The sequence below is a fragment of the Nocardia fusca NBRC 14340 genome, from assembly GCF_001618425.1.
Classification (GTDB): Bacteria; Actinomycetota; Actinomycetes; order Mycobacteriales; family Mycobacteriaceae; genus Nocardia; species Nocardia fusca.
Genome location: NZ_BDCU01000049.1, coordinates 47601 through 70079, shown reverse-complemented (window position 1 = coordinate 70079; position 22479 = coordinate 47601). Strand labels below are relative to the sequence as shown.

The window sequence follows — 22479 nt, the reverse complement described above, 5'->3', positions numbered from 1 at the left end:
ATTCCCTATAGGGGCCCACATTGTGGGCCCCTATAGGCGTTTCAGGGCGTTATCTTTGCGGGGCGGGTGGCGTTGGGATCGGCTCGACGCCGTGTCGAGACCGACTCGTTCACGCCGCGAGCGATTCGTCCGGCTCTGGACGGTCCGCAGACACCCGGGAAATTAATTGTTATCCGCTGGGTGCGTGCGGATCCGTCCCGCGGCCGGGCATACAGCAGACTTCGGCGGTAGCTCTGCGTATGTCGTCCAGTGTGTCCAGGGCAGTTCCTGCGCCTTCCGCTTCCATTCCTCGATCAGGGCACACGGTGGCAATCTCGTATTCCCGGCGGTCTTTCTCGGGCCACGTATCTGTGTCCATGTCCAGCTTCAGCACGGACAGCGTCGCCTTCAGTTTCCCGTCGTCTGCCGCCGACCCGCGGATGAAATTGTCGAGTGTGGGCATAGCGGACAGGTCGGGTGTATGCAGTTTCTTGCCACGAATCGGGGCTGCCGGCGCGCCCGCGGATGGTTCACCCACCGACTCCTTGACCTGGTCGCTGCCGTATGACTCTCGGACGGCTGCATCGTCGAGCAACGCGCGAAAATCACCGGTGTTCTTGGTGGTTCGGCTCTTGCTGTCCTCAGCGAACTCGAGAACACTGCGAACGACGCGCCCCGACCCATCGCGGATCAGCCGAGAAATCCACACCGAACCGTATCTCCCCATTACTTCCCGGTTGGGGCCGGTCATGTTTCCCCGGTAATTCTGCATGGTGTGATCGAGGAACGGTTCGCATCCATCAATGGCTTCCCGGGCTGCTCCTGGTAGCGCCACCGACCGGGTGCCGCGCGAGCCGAGTCGGAATCTCGAGTCGAAGGTCCGGTCGGCACCGGGCAGATCTCGGTGCCACGGGGGCGGTAAGTTCCGAGCGAACCCCCGCGGTCGGTGTGAGAACGCGCTGAGCTGCCCGCGCCAGGAGACTTCCGGCGGCACCGCTGCGGCATGACGCCGGTCCGACGAGGATGCGCGGCGGACAAGGCCTAGACTCTGCCGGATGCGACTCGTGATTGCACGGTGCCAGGTCGACTACGTGGGGCGGTTGACCGCTCACCTGCCGATGGCCCGCCGGCTGCTGATGATCAAGGCGGACGGGTCGGTGCTGGTCCATTCCGACGGGGGTTCGTACAAGCCGTTGAACTGGATGAGCCCGCCCTGCTGGTTGGACGAGCGGCAGCCGGACGCGGCTGCCGCTCAGTTGAAAGCGCTGTGGGTTGTCAGCAACAAGGCGGGGGAAGAGCTGCGGATCGGGATCGAGGAGATCGAGCACGACTCCAGTCACGAGCTGGGTGTGGATCCCGGGCTGGTGAAGGACGGGGTGGAAGCGCATCTGCAGGAACTGCTGGCCGAGCACGTGGAAACCCTGGGCGCCGGCTACAGCCTCGTCCGGCGGGAGTACATGACGGCGATCGGGCCGGTGGATCTGCTGTGCCGCGACGCGAACGGTGGAACCGTGGCCGTGGAGATCAAGCGCCGGGGCGAGATCGACGGAGTCGAACAACTCACCCGGTACCTGGAGTTGCTGAACCGGGACCCGTTGCTGACGCCGGTCGCCGGGGTGTTCGCGGCGCAGCAGATCAAGCCCCAGGCGCGCACATTGGCCGAAGATCGCGGGATCCGCTGTCTGACCCTGGATTACGACGCCCTACGTGGGACCGAGAGCAACGAATTCCGCCTCTTCTAGACTTGGGGCCATGCCACGACGAAATCCGCGCAGCGCGCGCTCCCGGGCGGAGCCGTGGCGGACCGGTGGCGGGCTCGGCGATGTCTACCGGCGGACCGAATCGGGGCCGGACGGGGACGAGTACGTCGTCCGCACGGTGCCGGGGGCGCGTGCGGCGAAGCGGTACCGCTGCCCGGGCTGCGATCACGAGATCATGCCGGGGGTGCCGCATGTGGTGACCTGGCCGGTCGGCAGCGGTGAGACGGACCGGCGGCACTGGCACGGTGGCTGCTGGAAGGGCCGGGGAACCCGGGGGATCACGCGTCGGTGGTCCTAGCGGTGGACCCGCTCTCCGCGGGGTCCGCACCGGACGATGAACGTCCACACCCCGAGCGGGGTACGACTCCCGAGCAGGTGGGCACGGAGAAGAACAGCGAACCGGCCGGCACCTGCGTAGCGACCAGCATCGCGCTACCCACCGGCACCCCGGTGCCGCACCCGGCGGGCCTTCGGGCAGCGGAGATCCACTCCCGCCGGTTACAGATCGTGTCAGGTCGGAGATGGCCGGCGCCGGATATGAGGAAGGCCGCCCCGGTGGGCGGCCTTCGGATCTGTTCTGGTGTTCTGTTGTCGCCGTGTACGTGCCTACAGCAGCTCAGTGACTGATGTCGGCGTTCTCGCGTTCTTCCTCGAGGATATCGTCGGAATCGTCCTCGGAGCTCACCTCGGGGATGGCCTTCTGACGCGGGCCGTTCACAGACTTGTTGCTCTGACCGCTGCCGATGGACTTACGCGGCTGCTCGGGCACACCATCGAGCAGTTCGCTCTCCCGGTTGACCGCCGCGAGCATGGCCGGCACCGAATCGAGCTGGCCGCGGATACCGAGCAGCTGGGCCAGGACCCGGCCGCGCAGTACGCGCATCTCCTCGGCCAGTTCCTTCGCGTGCGCGATCTTGCGCTCGGAGGTCTGGGTCGCCGAGGTGATGAGACGGTTGGCCTCGTCGGTGGCGTCCTTGATCCGCTGGGCGGCTTCGGCGCGGCTGGTGGCCTCGAGCTCCTCCATGGCGCGGGTCAGCTTGGTGCGCCGCTCGGCCATGGTGACCTCGAAGTCCTGCTGCGTGGCCTTGCGCTTGGCCTCGGACTCCTTGGCCAGGCGCTCGGCGTCGGCCTGAGCGGCATCGATGATCTTGGCGGATTCGGTACGAGCATTCGCCAGCGTCTGCTCGTATTCGATTTCCAGCGCTTCGCGCTTTTCCTTGGTTTCGGCGAGCAGGGATTCGTATTTGCCGCGCATTTCGGTGGCCTGCTGCTCCGCGATGGAAACCATCTCGGCGGCTTCGGCCTGGGCGAGGGCGCGAACCTCGGACGCCTCGTCCGAGGCCAATCGCAACATGCGGGAGATGCGGTCGCTCATCCCCTCCGCGGTGGTCGGCGGTACGGACAGCCGGTCGACTTCCTTGCGGAGTTCGTCGATTTCGTCGCGGGCGTCTTCCAGCTGACTGGCGAGGTTCCGGGCCTGGGCGGCGGCGGCGTCGCGGTCGGTGGCGGTAACCCGCAACTCGGCATCGAAGCGGTCGAAATAGTTACGCACCTCGTCTTGCGCATAACCCTTGCGCACAACGGTGAAGGGCAGCGCAACGAAGCGATTGCGATCGGACTCGGGTGACGACATGGCCAACAAACTACAGCCTGAGACCTGCGCATGGTGAGCCGACCGGGAATGTTATCGGAGCGTCTCCTTACAGCCCGATCTCGATACTAGTGCGTAACATTCGGATCCGGTTCCAGTAACTCGACCAGCACACCGCCAGCATCCTTCGGGTGGACGAAATTGATACGGGAGTCGGCGGTTCCGCGTCGCGGCGCCTCGTACAGCAGGCGCATGCCGCGATCACGGAGATATGCGGAAACGGCTTCGATGTCGGTGACCCGGAAGGCCAGCTGCTGCAGTCCCGGGCCGCTGCGATCGATGAATTTCGCGATGGTGGAGGTTTCGTCGAGCGGAGCCAGCAACTGCAGAGCAGTCGAATCGTCCTCGGCGGCGGGCGCGGACAGCATCGCTTCCTGGACGCCCTGTTCCTCGTTGACCTCCCGGTGGGTTTCGACCAGGCCGAGGTTCTCCGCGTACCAGGCGACGGCGGTGTCCAGGTCGGGGACGGCGATACCGACATGGTCGACCGCGACGATGTAGTCGGCGGGGATGAATTCTGATGACGGGGTAGCGGTGCTCACCCTTCGAAAGTAGCGCGTTCCACCCTGCCGCGGTTGCGTACCCACCCGGATCGGGGCCAATAGAGGGCGGCCGCCCTCAAATACTGACGGGGTGATCTCCGCATCCCTGCACACCGATCCGGGGAGGCCGCAAGCTACCGTGGAGTAGTCCGCGCCGCGCGTCGCTTTCGGATAACGCGAGGATCGCGGGGTCGCACCGCGCGTTTCTGGTCAGGCCAGGAACATGACGGGCCACCGTGGTGGTTCATGCCCGCTCCCGGGCGTTGGGGCGATCGAGTGCTGCAGGAGCTGCCCGGAGGTTGGAAACCATGAACACCAACAGTGTGGTGGACCTGCCCGGGCCGTCCGCAGTGTTCCCGCGCGCGTCGCTCGTCTTCTCCGAACGGTCGCTCTCGGCGATCGGGGCCCGCCCCGGTTCTGGAGCGACAGAGCGAAGGAGCGCAGCGACTGAGCGTCGGAGTGAAGAACCGGGGTCACGAGGGCCCCGATCCCGCGCCGCCGGAGGCGGCGCCGTAAACACAGGAGGCTCGTCGTGACCAACTCCGTGATCGTGGCCGGTGCGCGTACCCCGATCGGCCGGCTGCTGGGCGGCTTGAAGGATTTCAGCGGATCGGATCTGGGCGGGTTCGCGATCGCCGCGGCGCTCGAGAAGGCCGGCGTCCGGGGCGACCAGATCGACTACGTGATCATGGGTCAGGTGCTCACCGCGGGTGCGGGACAGATTCCGGCCCGGCAGGCCGCGGTGGCGGGCGGTATCCCGATGGATGTGCCCGCGCTGACGCTCAACAAGGTGTGTCTGTCCGGGATCAACGCGATCGCGCTGGCGGATCAGCTGATCCGGGCCGGGGAGTACGAGATCGTGGTGGCCGGTGGGCAGGAATCGATGAGCCGCGCCCCGCATATGCTCGAGAAGAGCCGCGAGGGGTTCAAATACGGTGACGTGACCCTGCGCGACCACATGGCCTACGACGGGCTGCACGATATCTTCACCGACCAGGCGATGGGCGCGCTCACCGAGCAGCGCAACGACACCGACCCGATCACCCGGGCCGATCAGGACGCCTTCGCCGCGGCATCGCATCAGCGGGCAGCCGCCGCCTGGAAGAACGGGATCTTCGACGACGAGGTGGCGCCGGTGGAGGTGCCGCAGCGCAAGGGTGACCCGGTCGTGGTGCGGCAGGACGAGGGGATCCGGGCCGATACCACCGCGGAATCGCTGTCCAAGTTGCGTCCGTCGTTCCGTAAGGACGGGACGATCACCGCCGGGTCGGCATCGCAGATCTCCGACGGCGCGGCCGCGGTGGTGGTGATGAGCAAGGTCAAGGCGCAAGAGCTGGGGCTGAGCTGGATCGCCGAAATCGGTGCGGCGGGTGTGGTGGCCGGCCCGGATTCGACCCTGCAGGACCAGCCGGCCAACGCGATCGCGAAGGCGTGTGCCAAGGAGGGTATCGCCCCGGCCGATCTGGACCTGGTGGAGATCAACGAGGCGTTCGCGGCGGTCGGTATCGCCTCGACCCGCAAGCTCGGGATCGATCCGGCGAAGGTGAACGTCAACGGCGGCGCCATCGCGATCGGGCATCCGCTCGGGATGTCGGGTGCGCGGATCGTGCTGCATCTGGCGCTGGAACTGAAGCGCCGCGGCGGCGGGATCGGGGCGGCCGCGCTGTGTGGTGGCGGCGGCCAGGGCGATGCGCTGATCGTCAAGGTGTAGACCGCCCGGTTTGTCTCGTGTGACCGGTTCGACTACGACACCGTGTAGTGGCTGGTGCACAATGGGCGCATGAACTTCCTTGGTCTGGGTACCGTTGCCGGCAGGTTCCGCTTCTTCGCAGTGCTCGAAGCGCTGTCCTGGCTGGGCCTGCTGGTGGGAATGGCGTTCAAGTACCTCCCCGCGGAGGGCAACGAGATCGGGGTGAAGATCTTCGGCCCGGTACACGGCGGCATCTTCATCCTGTTCGTGCTGACGGCACTGCTGGCCTCGCGTGAACTCGAATGGAACTGGAAGACCACAGTGCTGGCGCTCCTGTCCAGCATCCCGCCGTTCTTCACGGTCGTCTTCGAAGTGTGGGCCGTACGCACCGGCAAGCTGGGCGAGCTGAGTGCGGCCGGCACCACCGAGTCCCCGCAGACCCTCGCGGCGTCCTCGTGACAAACTGGAACATGTGACTCGACCAGCATCCCGCCGTCCTTCACCCGCCGTAGCCGCCGCCATGTCCGGGGCGGTGGATCTCTCCGCCCTGAAGCAGCCGCCGGCGGGTGCGCCGGCCGCCGCGGGCGACCATACGGTCACCGAGGCGGATTTCGAGACCAAGGTGCTGCGCCGCTCCGCCCAGGTACCGGTCGTGGTGGCGCTGTACTCCCAGCGCAGCCCCGGCAGTATCGAACTGGTCCAGCTGCTGGAACGGCTCGTGGGCGAGGCCAACGGCACCTGGGATCTCGCCGCCGTAGAAGCCGAGAGCAATATGCGGATCGCGCAGGCCTTCGGTGTCCAGGGCATTCCGACGGTGATCGCGGTCGCGGGCGGGCAACCGCTGGCCGATTTCCAGGGCAACCAGCCGGAAGCGCAGGTCTCGCAATGGCTGACCGCCGTCGTGCAGGCGGTGGAGGGCAAACTCGAGGGCGACCCGAGCGTGCCACAGGAGCAACCCGCCGATCCTCGGTTCGCGGCGGCGGAGGCGCTGCTCGAACAGGGCGACCTGGCGGGCGCGGAGTCGGCCTACGAGTCGATCGTCGCCCAAGAGCCCGGCAATACCGAAGCCACAGCGGCGCTGCGGCAGGTGAAGTTCCTGCGCCGGGCGCAGGAACTTCCGGAATCGGCAATCGCCACCGCCGACGCGGACCCCGGCAATGTCGCGGCCGCGCTCGACGCCGCCGATGTGGAACTCTTCCAGCAGCAGCCCGAGGCCGCGTTCGACCGGCTCATCGCACTGGTCGCCCGGACCGCCGGCGACGAACGCACCACGGTCCGGACCCGCCTGCTGGAACTGTTCGAACTCTTCGACCAGGCCGAGCCGTTCGTAGTGGCGGCCCGCCGAAAATTGGCAACCGCGCTGTACTGAATCCATGGCGCGCCTTCGGCGCGCGGGGTCGAGGCCCCCCTCGGTCCCGCCGTTCGGCGCCCGAGACTCGCGCCTGCGGCGCATGCGCTTCGGGCACCGAACGGCGGGACGGGCCTCGACCTTTGGGGGCCTCGCTGAACTCGGCGCCGGAGGATGGCCACCGGGACAGCGAATGCAGACGCAACTACATGAGTTGAGTTGCCGATTACGACACAAGGACATTCCCGATTTCGGTGTATTCCAGTTCGGGCCCGTATGGGCCTTGTTGAACTCGGCACCGGGGGACCGGGATCGGATGTCGACGCAATGCGTCGAGGTCGGTGGGTCGCCACCGAGACCCCTCGGTTCCTCGGACGTTCTCTGGGGCTTCGTCGGCTCGGCGCTGTCGGTCGTACCTGTCTGGTGAAGGCGCGGCTGCTCAGGGGCGCGGGGTCAGCCAGACGACGCTGAGCGGGCCCAGCGTGAGCGCGGCCGATGCGGGACGGTCGTGGCGGCTGACCGGGTCGGCGTGTACCACGCCGAGATTGCCCGAGCCGGTGCCGCCGTACTCGAGCGCGTCGGTGTTCAGGATTTCTGTCCAGTGCCCGGCGGCGGGCAGCCCGATCCGGTAGTCACGGTAGGTGGCGCCGGAGAAATTGCAGATACAGGCGACCGTGCTGCCGTCGGCGCCGTGGCGGAGGAACGCGAGAACGTTGGACTCCCGGTCGTCGGCGGTGATCCAGGAGTGGCCGCCGGGGGTGGTGTCCTGGCTCCAGAGGGCGGGATGGTCGCGGTATGCCCGGTTGAGGTCGGCGACCAGCAGTTGGATACCGCGGTGCAGCGGATTGTCGAGTTCGTGCCAGTCGAGACTGTGGTCGTGCCACCATTCGCGGTAGTGCCCGAACTCCTGGCCCATGAACAGCAGTTGCTTGCCCGGGTGGGCCCACATGTAGGCGAGCAGCGCGCGGACCCCGCCGGCTTTGGCGAACTCGTCGCCGGGCATCCGGGTCCACAGTGTGCCTTTGCCGTGCACGACCTCGTCGTGGCTGATGGGCAGGACATAGTTCTCGCTCCACGCGTACATGAGCGAGAAGGTGATCTCGTTGTGGTGCCAGGTGCGGTGCACGGGGTCCCGGCCCAGATAGCCGAGAGTGTCGTGCATCCACCCCATATTCCATTTCATGGAGAAGCCGAGCCCGCCGACCTCGGTGGCGCGGGTGACGCCGGCCCAAGTGGTGGATTCCTCGGCGATGGTGACGACACCCGGATACGCGGCGTGCAGGCTGTCGTTGAGTTCGGTGAGGAAGGCGACGGCCTCCAGGTTCTCGCGGCCGCCGTGGACATTGGGTTCCCAGCCGCCGCCGGGCCGGGCGTAGTCGAGGTAGAGCATGGCCGCGACCGCGTCGACGCGCAGGCCGTCGATATGGAACTCCTCGACCCAGAACCGCGCGTTGGCGACCAGGAAGTTGCGTACTTCGGGCCGTCCGTAGTCGAACACGTAGGTGCCCCATTCGGGCTGTTCGCCGCGGCGCGGGTCCGGGTGTTCGTACAGGGGGGTGCCGTCGAAACGCGCCAGTGCCCAAGCGTCGCGCGGGAAATGCGCGGGAACCCAGTCGAGGATGACGCCGATACCGTCGGCGTGCATATGGTCGACGAAGGCGCGGAAGTCGTCCGGGCTGCCGAAGCGTGCGGTCGGGGCGTAGTACGAGGTGACCTGATATCCCCAGGACCCGCCGAAGGGATGTTCGGCCACCGGCAGCAGTTCGACATGGGTGAAACCGAGCCCGCGTACGTATTCGCTGAGTTCGGTGGCGAGTTCGCGGTAGTCCAGTCCCGGACGCCAGGACGCGAGATGTACTTCGAAGACACTGAACGGGGCACGGGCCGGATCGGTGTGGCTGCGGGCGGTGAGCCAGTCCTGGTCGGTCCAGCGGTGCGCGGTCGTGGTGACGACGGACGCGGTGGCCGGGGGGACCTCGGTGGCGAGCGCGAGCGGGTCGGCGTGATCGGTGATCCGTCCGTCGGCCCCGTGCACCCGGTACTTGTAGCGGTCGCCGGGCGCGGCGCCGGGGACGAAGACCTCCCACACTCCCGACCCCCCGAGCGAGCGCATCGGCCAGGTACCGCCCTGCCAGCGGTCGAAATCGCCGAACACGGTGACGCCGCGGGCGTTCGGCGCCCAGACCGCGAAGGAGACACCGGCGACTTCACCGTCGAGACCTCGATAGGTACGCGGATGCGCGCCCAGTACCTCCCACAATCGTTCGTGCCGGCCCTCGCCGATGAGGTGCAGGTCCAGCTCGCCGAGGGTGGGCAGGAAGCGGTAACCGTCGGCGGTTACGGTGGCCGGTCGGTGGGGGTGCACGGTGACGACGCGGTAGTCGAGGATCTCGGGGTACGGCAGCACGGCCGTGAAGACGCCGTGCCCCAGCGAGCCCAGCGGATGATCGACCCCGCCGACCAGCACCGATACCGATTCCGCGGCGGGGCGCAGCACTCGTACCGCGGTGCCGTCGGGGTGTGGGTGCGCGCCGAGCACCGTATGCGGGTCGGGGTGGGTGCCCGCGGCGAGGAGCAGTAGGTCGCGGCGATCCAGCACGGCGTCACCGGAACCCGCGCCGGTACGCCAGGGCGGCGCGGGCGTGATGGGGCACCGGGGGCAGCGCGATGATGTGGGCGACCGCGTGCGCGGGATCGAGCCGGATGTAGTTGGTCTGTGCCCAGTGGTACTGCTCGCCGCTGATCTCGTCGTGGACCACCGGGTGGTCGTGCCATTCCCGGCCGACGGCGGGCAGGTCCAGCGACAGCATGCCCTGTTCGGCGGTGAAGGGGTTCAGGTTCACCACCACCAGGACCGCGTCGCCGGTCGCGGGATCGGTCTTCGAATACGCGAGCAGGTTGTCGTTGTCGATGTGGTGAAAGTGCAGGCAGCGCAGTTGCTGTAACGCCGGATGCCGGCGGCGGATCTCGTTGAGCCGGGTGAGCAGCGGTTCGAGGGATTCGCCGCGGGCGCGGGCCTCGGCGAACGGGCGCGGTCGCAGCTCGTACTTCTCCGAGTCCAGATACTCCTCGCTACCGGGGCGCACCGCCCGGTGCTCGTACAGTTCGTAACCCGAGTACACCCCCCAGCTGGGGCCCAGGGTCGCGGCGAGGACCGCGCGGATCGCGAACATCCCCGGACCGCCGTGTTGCAGGCTCTCATGCAGGATGTCGGGCGTATTGACGAAGAGGTTGGGCCGGGCTTCGTCGGCTTTGGCGGCGAGCTCCAGACCGAATTCGATGAGCTCGTGCTTGTGCGTGCGCCAGGTGAAATAGGTGTAGGACTGACTGAAACCGCGTCGCGCGAGACCGTAGAGCCGCGCGGGATAGGTGAACGCCTCGGATAGGAAGATCACGTCCGGATCCGTGCGGCGCACCGCGGCGATCAGCCACTCCCAGAAGTCGGCCGGTTTGGTGTGCGGGTTGTCGACCCGGAAGATCTTCACGCCGAGCCCGACCCAGTACCGCACCACCCGCAGTACCTCGGCGTACAGGCCGTCCGGGTCGTGGTCGAAATCGAGCGGATAGATGTCCTGGTACTTCTTGGGTGGGTTCTCGGCGTAGGCGATGGTGCCGTCGGGCAGCGTGATGAACCATTCCGGATGCGCGCGCACCCACGGATGGTCGGGCGCGCACTGTAGGGCCAGATCCAGCGCGACCTCGAGGCCGAGGTCCGTCGCGGTGCGGACGAAGGCGGTGAAATCGGCCTCGGTACCCAGTTGCGGGTGGAACGCGTCGTGACCGCCCTCGGCCGAACCGATCGCCCACGGTGAGCCGACATCGCCGGGGCCCGCGGTGAGCGCGTTGTTGCGGCCTTTGCGGTTCACCACGCCGATGGGATGGATCGGCGGCAGGTAGACCACATCGAAACCCATCGACGCGATACGAGGCAGTTCGTTCGCGGCGGTCGCGAAGGTGCCGTGCACCGGGGACCCGTCGGCGTCGCGCCCGCCGGTCGAACGGGGGAAGAACTCGTACCAGGACCCGGTGCGGGCCCGCGGGCGCTCCACCAGCACCGAATACTGCGGCCCGCGCGTGAGCAGCTCCCGCAGCGGCGTCCGCCGCAGGATCTCGGTGACCTCGTCGGTGAACGCCGGAGCCACCCGCGCCGGGAGTGGGTCGGCGCCGCGGAGCGCGGCCGCGGCCGCCCGCAGCCGCTCGAACTCCCGCTTCGGTACCGCCTGCGCCGCCCGGTCCAGCAGCCGGGCCCCGATCTCCAGATCGTTGTCCAGATCTGCCGCGCTCTGCCCGACCGCCAGTTTCGCCTCCACCGCCGACCGCCAGGTCGCGAGGGAATCCGCCCAGCCCTCGATCCGGAAATGCCACACCCCGGGCGCCGTGGGCGTGAAGGCACCGTTGAAGACATCGGGTTCGTAGTCGGGGGTCATCGGGACACGGAGCGCACGCGACGAGCCCGGCGCACGCACCGCCAGGGTGGCGCCGACCGCGCCGTGCCCGTCCCGCCACACCACGGCACGCACTGGGAAAACCTCCCCGACCACGGCCTTCGCGGGGTAGCCGCCGGGGATGTGCGGGGCGGTGTCATCGATGGCGATGCGGCCGGTCATCCTCACCACGTTATTGCCAACGACATCGGTAGCGGAAACCGGCGCGAGTGAAGTCGGCGGCGTGCCTGTTCTGTCTTCTCTGGACGGTCTACCTCCATGGTCGGGGCCCGCCCCCGGTTCTGGAGCGACAGAGCGAAGGAGCGCAGCGACTGAGCGTGTGCAGTCCACCGTTCATGGGTCGGTGACCATTGAGCACTTACAGGGCTGTGAGCCTCCTCAGGCTGGTCGAGGCGCACGGCAGCATGCACTTCTGTCTATTCCGGATGGGCTACCTCCACGGTCGGGGCCCGCCCCCGGTTCTGGACCGACGGAGCGAAGGAGCGTAGCGACTGAGCGTGTGCAGTCGACCGTCCAGAGAATGGCGATCATTGAGCACTGACAGTCACGTGAGCCTCCTCAGGCTGGTCGAGGTGCACGACAGCATGCACCTTCTGTCTTTTCCGGAGGGTCTACCTCAGTGGTCGGGGCCCGCCCCCGATTCTGGACCGACGGAGCGAGGGAGCGCAGCGACTGAGCGGAGGAGGGAAGAATCGGGGTCACAGGGCCCCGACCCGCGCGCCGCAGGCGCGCAAATATACACAGCTAAGCTCGGGCGGATGAAGGCACTGCGTCGGTTCACCGTCCGCGCCCACCTGCCGGAGCGGCTGGCTGCGCTGGGCGAGCTCTCCACCAATCTGCGCTGGTCGTGGCACGGTCCGACCCAGGATGTGTTCGCCGCCCTGGACCCGCGCCGGTGGGCGGAGACCGGGCACGATCCGGTACGGATGCTGGGGGAAGTGGCGCCGGAGCGGTTGGACGAACTCGCCGGTGACGCGGAGTTCTGTGCGCGGGTCGACGCGGTGGCCGCGGATCTGCGGGCGTATCTGGATCGCCCGGTCCCGGACGCGGGGGTGCGGGGGATCGCCTACTTCTCGATGGAGTTCGGGGTGACCGAGGCGCTGCCCAACTATTCGGGTGGGCTCGGCATCCTGGCCGGGGACCATCTCAAGGCGGCATCGGATCTGGGGTTGCCGCTGATCGGGGTGGGGCTGCTGTACCGGTCCGGGTATTTCCGGCAGTCTCTGGCCGCCGACGGCCGGCAGGTCGAGCGGTATCCGGCGCTGGATCCGCAGGGGCTGCCGTTGCGGTTGTTGACCGCCGACGGCGCGCCGGTGCTGGTGCACGTGGCGCTGCCGGACCGGCGTGTGCTGGCGGCGCGGGTATGGATCGCGCAGGTGGGACGGGTGCCGCTGCTACTGCTGGACTCCGATATCGCGGCCAACGATCCGGAGCTGCGGTCGGTGACCGACCGGCTCTACGGCGGCGACCAAGGACACCGGATCGAGCAGGAGATCCTCGCCGGTATCGGCGGCGTGCGGGCAGTCCGGGCCTACACCGCGGCCACCGGGCTCCCGGACCCCGAGGTCTTCCATATGAACGAGGGCCACGCGGGTTTTCTGGGACTGGAGCGGATCCGGGAGTATCTGGCCGCGGGCCACGATTTCGATACCGCGCTGGCGGCGGTGCGCGCAGGAACCGTGTTCACCACGCACACGCCGGTGCCGGCCGGGATCGACCGGTTCCCGGTCTCGCTGGTACACCGGTATTTCGGCGGGTCGTCGGGGGAATCGGAATCGCCGCTGCTGCCCGGGATCACGGTGGACCGGATCATCGCACTGGGCCGGGAGGACGATCCCGCGGTGTTCAATATGGCCCATATGGGTTTGCGGCTGGCGCAGCGCGCGAACGGGGTCTCCCGCCTGCACGGCGCGGTGAGCCGGAGCATGTTCGACTCGCTGTGGCCCGGTTTCGATGCCGCCGAGGTGCCGATCGGTTCGGTGACCAACGGTGTGCACGCGCCCACCTGGGCCGCCCGGGAGTGGGGGGAGGGGCTCGATACCGCCGACTGTCCGCGAATCTGGGAGGCGCTGGGTGAGCTGGCGCCGGAGCGGCTCTGGGCGATCCGCGGGACGCTGCGCGCGAAGCTGGTGCGGGAGGTGCGGCGGCGGTTGCGCGAGTCGTGGCGGCAGCGGGGAGCGGCCGAGGCCGAACTGTCATGGGTGGATTCGGTATTCGATCCCGAGGTGCTGACCATCGGCTTCGCCCGCCGCGTCCCGACCTACAAGCGGCTGACCCTGATGCTGCGCGATCCGCGGCGGTTGCGGGATCTGCTGCTGGACCCCGACCGGCCCGTGCAGTTGGTGGTGGCGGGCAAGAGTCATCCCGCGGACGAGGGCGGTAAGGCGCTGATCCAGCAGGTGGTGCGGTTCGCCGACGATCCGGTGGTGCGCCACCGGATCGTCTTCCTGCCCGATTACGACATATCCATGGCCCGGTACCTGTACTGGGGGTGTGATGTGTGGCTGAACAACCCGCTTCGGCCGTTGGAGGCATGCGGGACGTCCGGGATGAAATCGGCTCTCAACGGTGGGTTGAACCTGTCGATCCGCGACGGCTGGTGGGACGAGATGTTCGACGGCGAGAACGGGTGGGCGATCCCGACCGCCGACGGCGTGTCCGATGATCGTCGCGACGATCTGGAGGCGAGCGCACTCTACGAACTGATGGAGCGGACGGTCGCGCCGCGTTTCTACGCGCGCGACGCGGCCGGCGTCCCGGGCCGCTGGGTCGAGATGGTGCGTCACACGCTGCGCGTTCTCGGGCCGGAAGTGCTGGCGGACCGGATGGTGCGCGAGTACACCGAGCGCTACTACCTGCCGGCCGCCGCGGCGTCCCGGCGGGTCACCGGGGAGAACCTGCGGGGTGCGCGGGAAATCGCCGAATACCGCAGGCGGGTGGACAACGCGTGGCCGCGGGTGCGGGTGGTGCAGGTGGACGCGGCCGGTCTTCCGGACGCCCCCGTGATCGGGGCGCCGCTGTCGTTGACCGCACGGGTGGACCTCGGTGGTCTCGGGCCCGACGACGTGACGGTTCAGGCCGTGCTCGGGCGGGTCACGCCCGAGGACGAGCTGACCGACACCGGTACCGTCACGATGTCCTGCACCGGAATGGTGTCCGCCGAATCCGCGCTGACGGTCTTCACCGTCGAGACTCCGCTACCGCGCTCGGGTGCGGTGGGCTACACGGTCCGGGTGCTGCCGGTACACGATCTGCTCGCCACACCCGCGGAGCTGGGCCGGGTGGTCAACGCCTGACCGCGGGCGCCGGGGAAGCGAGCGACCCGCGGCTCCGCCACGTCACTCGGGATCGCGTCGCTCCCGCCGGCCCGGGTGGCGGGCCACACGGGCCGGGGAGGTGGCGACTTCGGTTCGCACGGGTATCGGATACCGTTCCACACTGGCGCTGCCGGGCGCCGGACCTCCCACTGTGTACTGCGCTCACCGGTTGGGGGCATACGGGGCTGTCGCCTTCTGGTTCGGTTCGGTGCGTACGCGCCGGGTATCGGCCGGAGCGGTGCCCGGCGAGTTCCTGCCGGACTCCGGTCCGCTCCCCGTCCGCGCGTGGGCGGGTGTCATATCCAGCCGACTGGAGGTCCCATGGCCACCGATCTTCTGACCCGGACCCGCGGGCGGATCGATACATATTTCGCTGTCGGGGTGCACGGGTCGACCATGCGGCGCGAGCTCATGGCGGGCACGGTGACGTTCCTGGCCATGTGTTACGTGCTGGCGGTCAACCCGTCCATCCTGGGTGACCAGGGCGCACTGGGCGACCAGGGCATCCCGACCCAGGCCGTGTTCACCGCGACCGCGGTCTCGGCGGTGGCCGGGTCCCTGGTCATGGGGTTGTGGGCGCGGTATCCGATCGCGCTGGCGCCGGGGATGGGCCTGAACGCGTTCTTCGCGTTCTCGGTGGTGCTGGGTATGGGGATTCCCTGGCAGGTCGCGCTGTCGGGCACATTCCTGTCGGGTGTGATCTTCTTCGTACTCGCGGTGACCAGGATCCGGGAGAAGATCCTCAACGCGATCCCGCTGCAGCTGAAACTGGCGGTCGCGGCCGGCGTCGGCATGTTCGTGGCGTTTCTCGGGTTCAAGAACGCGGGCATCGTGGTCGACAGCGATTCGACGCTGGTGAAGCTCGGCGATTTCACCCAGGGCACGACGGTGCTGGCGCTGTTCGGCCTCGTGATCACGGTGATCTTCCTGGTCCGCGGGTGGCACGGGGCGGTGCTGTACGGCATCGTGCTGACGGCGGTGGTCGGGATGGTCGCCGGTCTGGTGGATGTGCCCGACGGTGTCGCGGCACTGCCGCGGGGGCTGGACCAGACCTTCGGGCAGGCGATCATCCACCTGCCCGACGCGTTCACCGCGCAGATGGCCGTGGTGGTGCTGACCATGCTGTTCGTCGATTTCTTCGACGCCTCGGGCACACTCATCGGCGTCGCCAACCAAGCGGGCCTGTTGAACAGCAAGGGTGAGCTGCCGCGAGCCGCGAGCGCACTGTCCGCCGACGCGGTGGGCACCATGGCCGGCGCGGTGATCGGCACCTCCACCACCACGGCGTATGTGGAATCGACAGCCGGTGTGTCCGCGGGCGGTAGGACCGGACTGACCGCGGTGGCGACGGCCGCCTGGTTCGCGGTGGCCATGTTCTGCTATCCGATCTTCTCGGTGGTGGCGGCGTCGGGGGCGGTGACCGCGGCCGCGCTGATCGTGGTCGGGGTGCTCATGGCCCGGTCGCTGGGGGATATCGACTGGACCCGGCTGGAGTTCGCGGTCCCGGCGTTCATCACCATCGTGATGATGCCGTTGACGTACTCCATCGCGAACGGGCTGGCCATGGGAATGATCTTCTACCCGGTGGTGATGGTGGCCCGCGGCCGGATCCGCGAGGTGCATCCGGTGATGTGGGTGCTGACCCTGATATTCCTCGGATATTTCTTCTTCCTGGCGGAATAGCTTGCTAGAGGGCCGGGGCGGCAACCGATAGCCTGGATAACAGGACCTCGGTCCGTTTGTTTCCGTGGCTAACTATCCGGATAGCAAGGAGGGGTTCATATGACAGTCGAGTCGACGTTGGGCCGTACCGCGGTACCGGCGACCAGAAACCGGGCTCTGTCCACCGATATCGGCCTCCTGATTCTGCGGGTGGTCTTCGGTCTGCTGATCGCCGCGCACGGCAGCCAGAAACTCTTCGGCTGGTTCGACGGCCCGGGTCTGACCGACAACAATGCCGCTTTCGAGCAGATGGGCTTCAACCCGGGCAATTTCTTCGGCACGCTGGCCGGGCTCAGTGAATTCACCGGCGGGCTGCTGCTGGCACTCGGCGCGCTGTCCCCGCTGGGCGCGGCGATCGTACTCGGTACCGCCATCGTCATCATCAACACGACCTTCAGTGGCGGGCTGCTCACCGGCGAGGGGTACGAGATGGGCCTGCACTTCGCCGCGGTCGCAGCGACCCTGGCGTTCACCGGTCCGGGCCGTTTCTCGGTGGACGGCAACCGCGGGTGGGCGCGCGGCGGCCTGGTGTGGGGACTGATCGCGGTGGCCGTCGCCGTGGTCGCCGCGGTGCTCACCCTGATCTTCAAAGCGGTGCTCTGAGCGGCCCGGATCAGACCGTCGCGGCGGCGGAGAGCCGGCGTAGTGCCTTCTCCACCACGGCCGGGTCGGCCGTCTCCCAGTACGGGGGCAGGGAGGCGCGCAGGAAACCGCCATAGCGTGCGGTGGCCAGCCGGGAATCGAGGATGGCGACGACGCCGCGGTCGTCGACGCTGCGCAGCAACCGGCCCGTGCCCTGGGCAAGGAGCAGGGCAGCGTGGCTCGCGGCGACTGTGAGGAAACCGTTGCCGCCGCGCGATTCCACGGCGCGCTGCCGGGCCGCCAGCAGCGGATCGTCGGGCCGGGGGAACGGGATGCGGTCCAGGATCACCAGACTCAGCGAGGGACCGGGCACATCGACTCCCTGCCAGAGCGAGAGCGTGCCGAACAGGGAGGTTTCCGGGTCGTCGGCGAATTTGCGCACCAGGGCGCCGGTGGAATCCTCGCCCTGGCACAGGATCGGGGTGTCCAGGCGTTTGCGCAGGACCTCGGTGGCCGCCTTCGCCGCCCGCATGGACGAGAAGAGCCCGAGGGTGCGTCCGCCCGCGGCCCCCACCAGCCGCTCGATCTCGTCCAGGTAGGCCGGGGGCAGGCCGTCGCGGCCCGGGGCCGGCAGATGTTTGGCGACATAGAGAATTCCGGATTTGGCATGGTCGAACGGCGAACCCACGTCCAGCGACGACCAGCGCACCGTATCGGCGTCGCTCGGTGCCTCGGCGCTGTTGGCCGTCGCCGGATCGACGCGGCTGTTCGATTGCGGCGGCAGGCCCCAGGTGCGGGCCAGACCGTCGAAGTTTCCGCCGATCTGCAGTGTCGCCGAGGTGAGGACGACCGTTGCGGTGCCGAACAATTGACTGCGCAACAGCCCGCCCACGGCGAGCGGGGCCATCCGCAGGGTGCGCCGGGTGACTCCGCGGATCTCGTCGGCCGACAGCCACACCACATCGCGGCGGACCGCGGGGTCGGGCTCGTCGAAGGCGGTGAGCGCGCGGACCGCGCTGTCGTGGATCTCCTCCACCCCGGCGATGGCCATGTTCCGGCCTGCGGCGGCCTCGGGGTCGTTGCCGCCGGAGCCGTGCGGATTGAGCGCGGTGCGGGCGTTCCAGGCGGCGTCCCGGACGAGTGCCAGCACCCCGGCGACACCCTCGGGCAGCGTGTCCCAGCGGGTGGGTGGCAGTTCGTCGAGTGCGGTGTGCCAGGCCTCGGCGGCCTCTTCGAGCCGGTCGACCTCCCGCTCGTCGATGAGTTTCGCGCAGCGCCGGGCGGCGGTGCTGATGGCGGTGGCGGACAACTCGGCGGTCGCGATCCCGGTGACCCGGTCGACGAGTTCGTGCGCCTCGTCGACCACCACCAGATCGTGTTCGGGCAGGACCTGCACACCACTGATGGCGTCGATGGCCAGGAGGGCGTGATTGGTGACGACGATATCGGCCTGCGCGGATTCGGCCCGGGCCCGTTCGGCGAAACAGTCCTGTCCGAACGGGCAGCGTGATTTACCCAGACATTCGCGCGCGGACACGCTCACCTGCCGCCAGGCCCGGTCGCCGACGCCCGGGGCGAGTTCGTCGCGGTCGCCGGTCTCGGTGTCGGAGGCCCATTCGTTGAGCCGTTTCACTTCGCGGCCGAGCCGCGAGACCGCGAACGCGTCGAACAGTTCGGCCTCGGCGGGCTCCTCCGGGACGGCGCTGTTGATCTTGTTCAAGCACAGGTAGTTGTTGCGGCCCTTGAGGATCGCGAACTCCGGCGTGCGGCCCAGCGGTTTCGTCAGCGCCTGGGCAAGGCGGGGAAGATCCCGGTCCACCAGCTGGCGTTGCAGCGCGATGGTGGCGGTGGAGATCACCACCGTGCGCCCGGTCCGCACCGCGTACCGCAGGCTGGGTACCAGGTAGGCGAGTGATTTGCCGGTGCCCGTCCCCGCCTGGACGGCCAGATGCTCTTTGTTCTCGATGGCGTTGTCCACCGCCGCGGCCATCGTCATCTGACCCGGGCGTTCCTTACCGCCGAGCGCGGTCACAGCGGTCGCCAGCAGGTCTGATACGGGCGGGAGTTCGGGCACTCGGGCAGCCTACTGCGCCGCACCGACAGCCGTGCGCCCAGTCGCGGCCCGGCCTGTCCTGCCCACTCGGCGGGACAGGTGTGTGCCGCTCTTCCCCGCGATCTTACTCAGAAGTAAGGTCGGACCATGGCGTGGAAACCTGATCAGATAGCCGACCAGCGCGGACGCATATTCGTCGTTACCGGCGCCAACGGCGGACTCGGAGCCGAGACCACAAAAGTACTCGCCGGCAAAGGGGCCACCGTCGTGATGGCCTGCCGCAACATCGAGAAGGCACAGGAGGTCGCCGATGCCATCGGTGGCGATCTCCGGATCCGCCGGCTCGACCTGGCCGACCTGTCCTCGGTCCGGGAATTCGCCGAGCAGACCGAGGAATTCGATGTGCTCGTCAACAATGCCGGCCTGATGAACGTGCCGTTCTCGCGGACCGTGGACGGCTTCGAAACCCAGTTCGGCGTGAACCATCTCGGCCATTTCGCGCTGACCGGGCTGCTGCTGGACCGGATGCGCGACCGGGTGGTGACCCTGGCCAGTATCGCCCATAAGCAGACCCCCAAGTTCTGGGTCGACGACCTGAACTACGAGAACCGCCGCTACCAGCGCAACCTGGCCTACGCCCAGGCCAAACTGTCGAACCTGATGTTCGCGCGCGAACTCCAGCGCCGGCTGGCGGCGTCCGGCTCGGCGAAACGTTCCTACGGGGTGCACCCGGGGGTATCGGCCACCGAGCTGTTCACCCGCACCGAGACCCCGCTGGACTGGGTCAGCAAACCGGTGATCCGGCTGGTGGGGCACGCGCCGGCGAAGGCGGCGCATTCGACGCTGTTCGCGGCCACCACACCCGACGCCGATCCCGATACGTATTGGGGTCCGACCCGGTTGTTCCAGTCCCAGGGCCCGGTGGAGGCGTCCCCGTCCACCCGGCTGTCCAAGAACACCGACCTGTGGCAGCGGCTGTGGGCGGAGTCCGAGCGCCTGACCGGGGTCGTCTACAAGTTCTGACCGGCGGCGATACCGGCTGCCGCGATACCCACCTCACACTACGGTCCGTGTAGTAGACGGGTACCGTGGTAGCCGTGTCCGCAACACCTCGCCGCACCGTGCACCGCCCGGCCCTGGTCCTGCTGGTGGTCGTGCTGGCACTGGCCGCGCTGGCCCTGGGCTGGTGGCAGTGGGAGCGGTTCTCCTCGGCGAGCGGCACCGCGCAGAATCTCGGGTACGCGCTGCAGTGGCCGCTGTTCGCCGGGTTCGCGCTGTTCGCCTACTTCCGGTTCGTGCGGTTGGAAACGGAGACCACCGGTACCGAACCGTCCGGCGTGAGCACCGAACCGGGCGCGGACACGCCGGATACCGGGTCCGGCCCCTCGCACACCCGTACCGGATTGTTCGCCGGCCGGCGCGGTGCCCCGGCGGCCGGTCCGCGGGAGATCCCGGCCGGTTTCCTGCCCGAACGCCCACGAGCCGCCCGCGACGACGATCCGGTGCTCGCCGAATACAACAGCTACCTGGCCCGTTTGAACGCCGCCGACGGCGCCGCGGGCAGCACGGCGGGCCCGGCCCGCGATACCGAGAGGAGCGCGGGTTGACCGCGAGCGAAAACGCCACCACCGCACCCGAGGCCGGCGCCGCCGCACCGACCGGCGACCGGCGGATCGCGGGCGCGCTACTGCGCTACCGCGTCCTGGCCTGGGTCACCGGTCTGTGGCTGCTGTTCCTCACCGCCGAGATGATCGCCAAATACGGCTTCGGTGTGGATACACCCAGCTGGATCGCGGTGGTACACGGCTGGGCGTACTTCATCTACCTGATCCTCACCGCGGACCTGGCGGTGAAGGTGCGCTGGCCGATCAAACGCACCGTCGGCACACTGCTCGCGGGCACCATCCCGCTGCTGTCGTTCTTCGTCGAGCACCGCAACACCCAGCAGGTCAAGCGGGACTTCGGGGTCTGACCCCCCGGCGCCGGACTCAGCCCGCCAGCGCGGCGAGCGCCGGCAGCAGTTGAGCCAGCGCACGGCCCCGATGGGACGCCCCGTCCTTCTGCGCCGGGGTGAGCTGTGCGGCGCTGAGTTCCCCGCCGTCGGGGTGGAACAGCGGGTCGTAACCGAACCCACCGTCGCCCTGCGGCTCCCGCGCGATGGTGCCCGGCCATTCGCCGCGCACCACGATTTCCGCGCCCGCCGGGATCACCAGCGCGCACGCGGAGACGAAACTGGCGCCGCGGCGTTCGTCGGGTGTATCGGACAACTGCGCCAGCAACAGCGCGTTGTTCGCGGCATCGTCACCGTGTCGGCCCGACCACCGCGCCGACAGCACCCCGGGCATCCCGTTGAGCGCGTCCACCGCGATACCGGAATCGTCGGCGATACAGGGCAACCGCGTGGCGCGGGCGCCGTCGCGCGCCTTGGCCAGTGCGTTCTCCTCGAAGGTCGCGCCCGTCTCCGGAGCTTCCGGATACTCCGGTACATCGTCGAGGCCCACGATCTCCAGACCCGCGACTCCGGCCTCGTCGAGGATGCGGCGCAGTTCGGTCAGTTTCTTGGCGTTGCGGCTGGCGAGCAGAACCCGACGCGTCATCACTTCTTCTTCGAGGTTTCGGTGGCCTCCGGCAGCACGCCGGGATAGGGCAGGGCCAGCGCTTCCTTCTGGACGGCGAACAGTTGTTCGCATCCGGCCAGCGCCGAATCGAGCAGTTTGTCGAGAGTCGACCGCGGGAAGGTCGCGCCCTCACCGGTGCCCTGGATCTCCACCAGGGTGCCGGTATCGGTGGCGACCACGTTCATATCGACCTCGGCCCGCGAATCCTCCTCGTAGGGGAGGTCGAGCCGGACCCGTCCGTCCACCACGCCGACACTCACCGCGGCGATGGCGCAGGAGATGGGTTGCGGATCCGCCAGCGCCCCGGCCGCGCCCAGATAGGTGATCGCGTCCGCGAGCGCCACATAGGCGCCGGTGATCGCGGCGGTCCGGGTGCCGCCGTCGGCCTGCAACACATCACAGTCGACGGCGATGGTGTTCTCACCGATGGCGGCGAGGTCGATACAGGCCCGCAGGGAGCGGCCGACCAGCCGGCTGATCTCCTGGGTGCGCCCGCCGATCTTGCCCTTGACCGACTCCCGGCCGCTGCGGGTGTGGGTGGCGGCCGGCAGCATCGCGTATTCGGCGGTGAGCCAGCCGAGACCCGAGTCGCGTCGCCACGGCGGCACCCCCTCGGTGACGCTGGCCGTGCACATCACCCGGGTCTGTCCGAACTCCACCAGCACCGAACCCGCGGGGTGCGTGGTGAAGCCTCGAGTTATCCGTACCTCGCGGAGTTCGTCGTCCGCCCTGCCATCGGCTCGTCTCGACACGGGCTCAGCGTAGTGGGGTA

19 protein-coding genes are annotated in these 22479 nt (G+C 68.5%); 11 read left to right on the top strand and 8 right to left on the bottom strand.

Translation table 11 applies throughout. The features are described 5' to 3' along the window. Nucleotides 1-169: 169 nt before the first annotated feature. Entirely contained in the window at nt 170-730 is a 561-nt protein-coding gene (locus tag NF4_RS29150; RefSeq protein WP_157120663.1) for a hypothetical protein, read from the bottom strand. A gap of 304 nt (nt 731-1034) precedes the next feature. Between NF4_RS29150 and nucS the strand changes: the two genes are divergently transcribed. Continuing rightward, nucleotides 1035-1721 carry an endonuclease NucS gene (nucS, locus tag NF4_RS29145; RefSeq protein ID WP_063130584.1) on the top strand — a complete coding sequence of 229 codons (687 nt, stop codon included), beginning with the start codon at nt 1035-1037 and terminating at the stop codon, nt 1719-1721. Nucleotides 1722-1731: 10 nt separating this feature from the next. Further along, nucleotides 1732-2037, top strand: coding sequence for an Rv1322 family protein (locus NF4_RS29140; protein WP_063130583.1), 306 nt, complete (start codon nt 1732-1734; stop codon nt 2035-2037). Nucleotides 2038-2355: 318 nt separating this feature from the next. On the opposite strand, the gene NF4_RS29135 is transcribed toward NF4_RS29140, so the two are convergent. Next, nucleotides 2356-3372: a coiled-coil domain-containing protein gene (locus NF4_RS29135; protein ID WP_063130582.1), complete on the bottom strand. Its 1017-nt coding sequence runs from the start codon at nt 3370-3372 to the stop codon at nt 2356-2358. Nucleotides 3373-3458: 86 nt separating this feature from the next. Further along, entirely contained in the window at nt 3459-3932 is a 474-nt protein-coding gene (mce, locus tag NF4_RS29130; RefSeq protein ID WP_039822866.1) for a methylmalonyl-CoA epimerase, read from the bottom strand. Between the two features lie 532 nt (nt 3933-4464). Here mce and NF4_RS29125 point away from each other — a divergent pair. The 3 genes from NF4_RS29125 (at nt 4465) to NF4_RS29115 (ending at nt 6991) form a co-directional block, all read left to right on the top strand. Continuing rightward, nucleotides 4465-5643: an acetyl-CoA C-acetyltransferase gene (locus NF4_RS29125; protein WP_063130581.1), complete on the top strand. Its 1179-nt coding sequence runs from the start codon at nt 4465-4467 to the stop codon at nt 5641-5643. A gap of 69 nt (nt 5644-5712) precedes the next feature. Further along, nucleotides 5713-6081 (top strand): DUF3817 domain-containing protein, encoded by a 369-nt coding sequence (locus tag NF4_RS29120; RefSeq protein WP_063130580.1) that lies wholly within the window; start codon nt 5713-5715, stop codon nt 6079-6081. A gap of 61 nt (nt 6082-6142) precedes the next feature. Continuing rightward, nucleotides 6143-6991, top strand: a complete 849-nt coding sequence (locus NF4_RS29115) for a tetratricopeptide repeat protein (RefSeq protein ID WP_063130579.1) — start codon at nt 6143-6145, stop codon at nt 6989-6991. A gap of 418 nt (nt 6992-7409) precedes the next feature. Here the strand turns inward: NF4_RS29115 and glgB are convergent, their stop codons facing one another. Both glgB and NF4_RS29105 read right to left on the bottom strand, forming a co-directional pair. Then, entirely contained in the window at nt 7410-9566 is a 2157-nt protein-coding gene (gene glgB, locus NF4_RS29110) for a 1,4-alpha-glucan branching protein GlgB (protein ID WP_063130596.1), read from the bottom strand. A gap of 7 nt (nt 9567-9573) precedes the next feature. Next, complete coding sequence (locus NF4_RS29105; RefSeq protein WP_063130578.1) at nt 9574-11577, bottom strand: alpha-1,4-glucan--maltose-1-phosphate maltosyltransferase; 2004 nt, start codon at nt 11575-11577, stop codon at nt 9574-9576. A gap of 596 nt (nt 11578-12173) precedes the next feature. Here NF4_RS29105 and glgP point away from each other — a divergent pair. The 3 genes from glgP (at nt 12174) to NF4_RS29090 (ending at nt 17057) form a co-directional block, all read left to right on the top strand. Then, the gene (gene glgP, locus NF4_RS29100; RefSeq protein ID WP_198165515.1) at nt 12174-14711 is read left to right on the top strand and encodes an alpha-glucan family phosphorylase; all 2538 of its coding nucleotides are present in this window, start codon (nt 12174-12176) and stop codon (nt 14709-14711) included. 342 nt (nt 14712-15053) lie between these two features. Next, entirely contained in the window at nt 15054-16415 is a 1362-nt protein-coding gene (locus tag NF4_RS29095) for an NCS2 family permease (protein WP_063130577.1), read from the top strand. 99 nt (nt 16416-16514) lie between these two features. Then, nucleotides 16515-17057 (top strand): DoxX family protein, encoded by a 543-nt coding sequence (locus tag NF4_RS29090; protein ID WP_063130576.1) that lies wholly within the window; start codon nt 16515-16517, stop codon nt 17055-17057. A gap of 10 nt (nt 17058-17067) precedes the next feature. On the opposite strand, the gene NF4_RS29085 is transcribed toward NF4_RS29090, so the two are convergent. Further along, nucleotides 17068-19110, bottom strand: a complete 2043-nt coding sequence (locus tag NF4_RS29085) for an ATP-dependent DNA helicase (protein ID WP_063130575.1) — start codon at nt 19108-19110, stop codon at nt 17068-17070. Between the two features lie 126 nt (nt 19111-19236). On the opposite strand from NF4_RS29085, the gene NF4_RS29080 reads away from it, so the two are divergent. The 3 genes from NF4_RS29080 to NF4_RS29070 all read left to right on the top strand — a co-directional run bounded on the left by NF4_RS29080 (nt 19237) and on the right by NF4_RS29070 (nt 21061). Further along, entirely contained in the window at nt 19237-20112 is an 876-nt protein-coding gene (locus tag NF4_RS29080; RefSeq protein WP_063130574.1) for an oxidoreductase, read from the top strand. A 74-nt stretch (nt 20113-20186) separates the two neighbouring features. Continuing rightward, nucleotides 20187-20696: a hypothetical protein gene (locus NF4_RS29075; protein WP_063814745.1), complete on the top strand. Its 510-nt coding sequence runs from the start codon at nt 20187-20189 to the stop codon at nt 20694-20696. A gap of 65 nt (nt 20697-20761) precedes the next feature. Further along, entirely contained in the window at nt 20762-21061 is a 300-nt protein-coding gene (locus NF4_RS29070; protein WP_245665535.1) for a DUF3817 domain-containing protein, read from the top strand. Nucleotides 21062-21077: 16 nt separating this feature from the next. Here the strand turns inward: NF4_RS29070 and rdgB are convergent, their stop codons facing one another. Both rdgB and rph read right to left on the bottom strand, forming a co-directional pair. After that, nucleotides 21078-21686, bottom strand: coding sequence for an RdgB/HAM1 family non-canonical purine NTP pyrophosphatase (gene rdgB, locus NF4_RS29065; protein WP_063130573.1), 609 nt, complete (start codon nt 21684-21686; stop codon nt 21078-21080). Next, nucleotides 21686-22459, bottom strand: coding sequence for a ribonuclease PH (gene rph / locus NF4_RS29060; RefSeq protein WP_063130572.1), 774 nt, complete (start codon nt 22457-22459; stop codon nt 21686-21688). The genes rdgB and rph overlap by 1 nt, the downstream gene beginning before the upstream one ends. Nucleotides 22460-22479 lie beyond the last annotated feature (20 nt).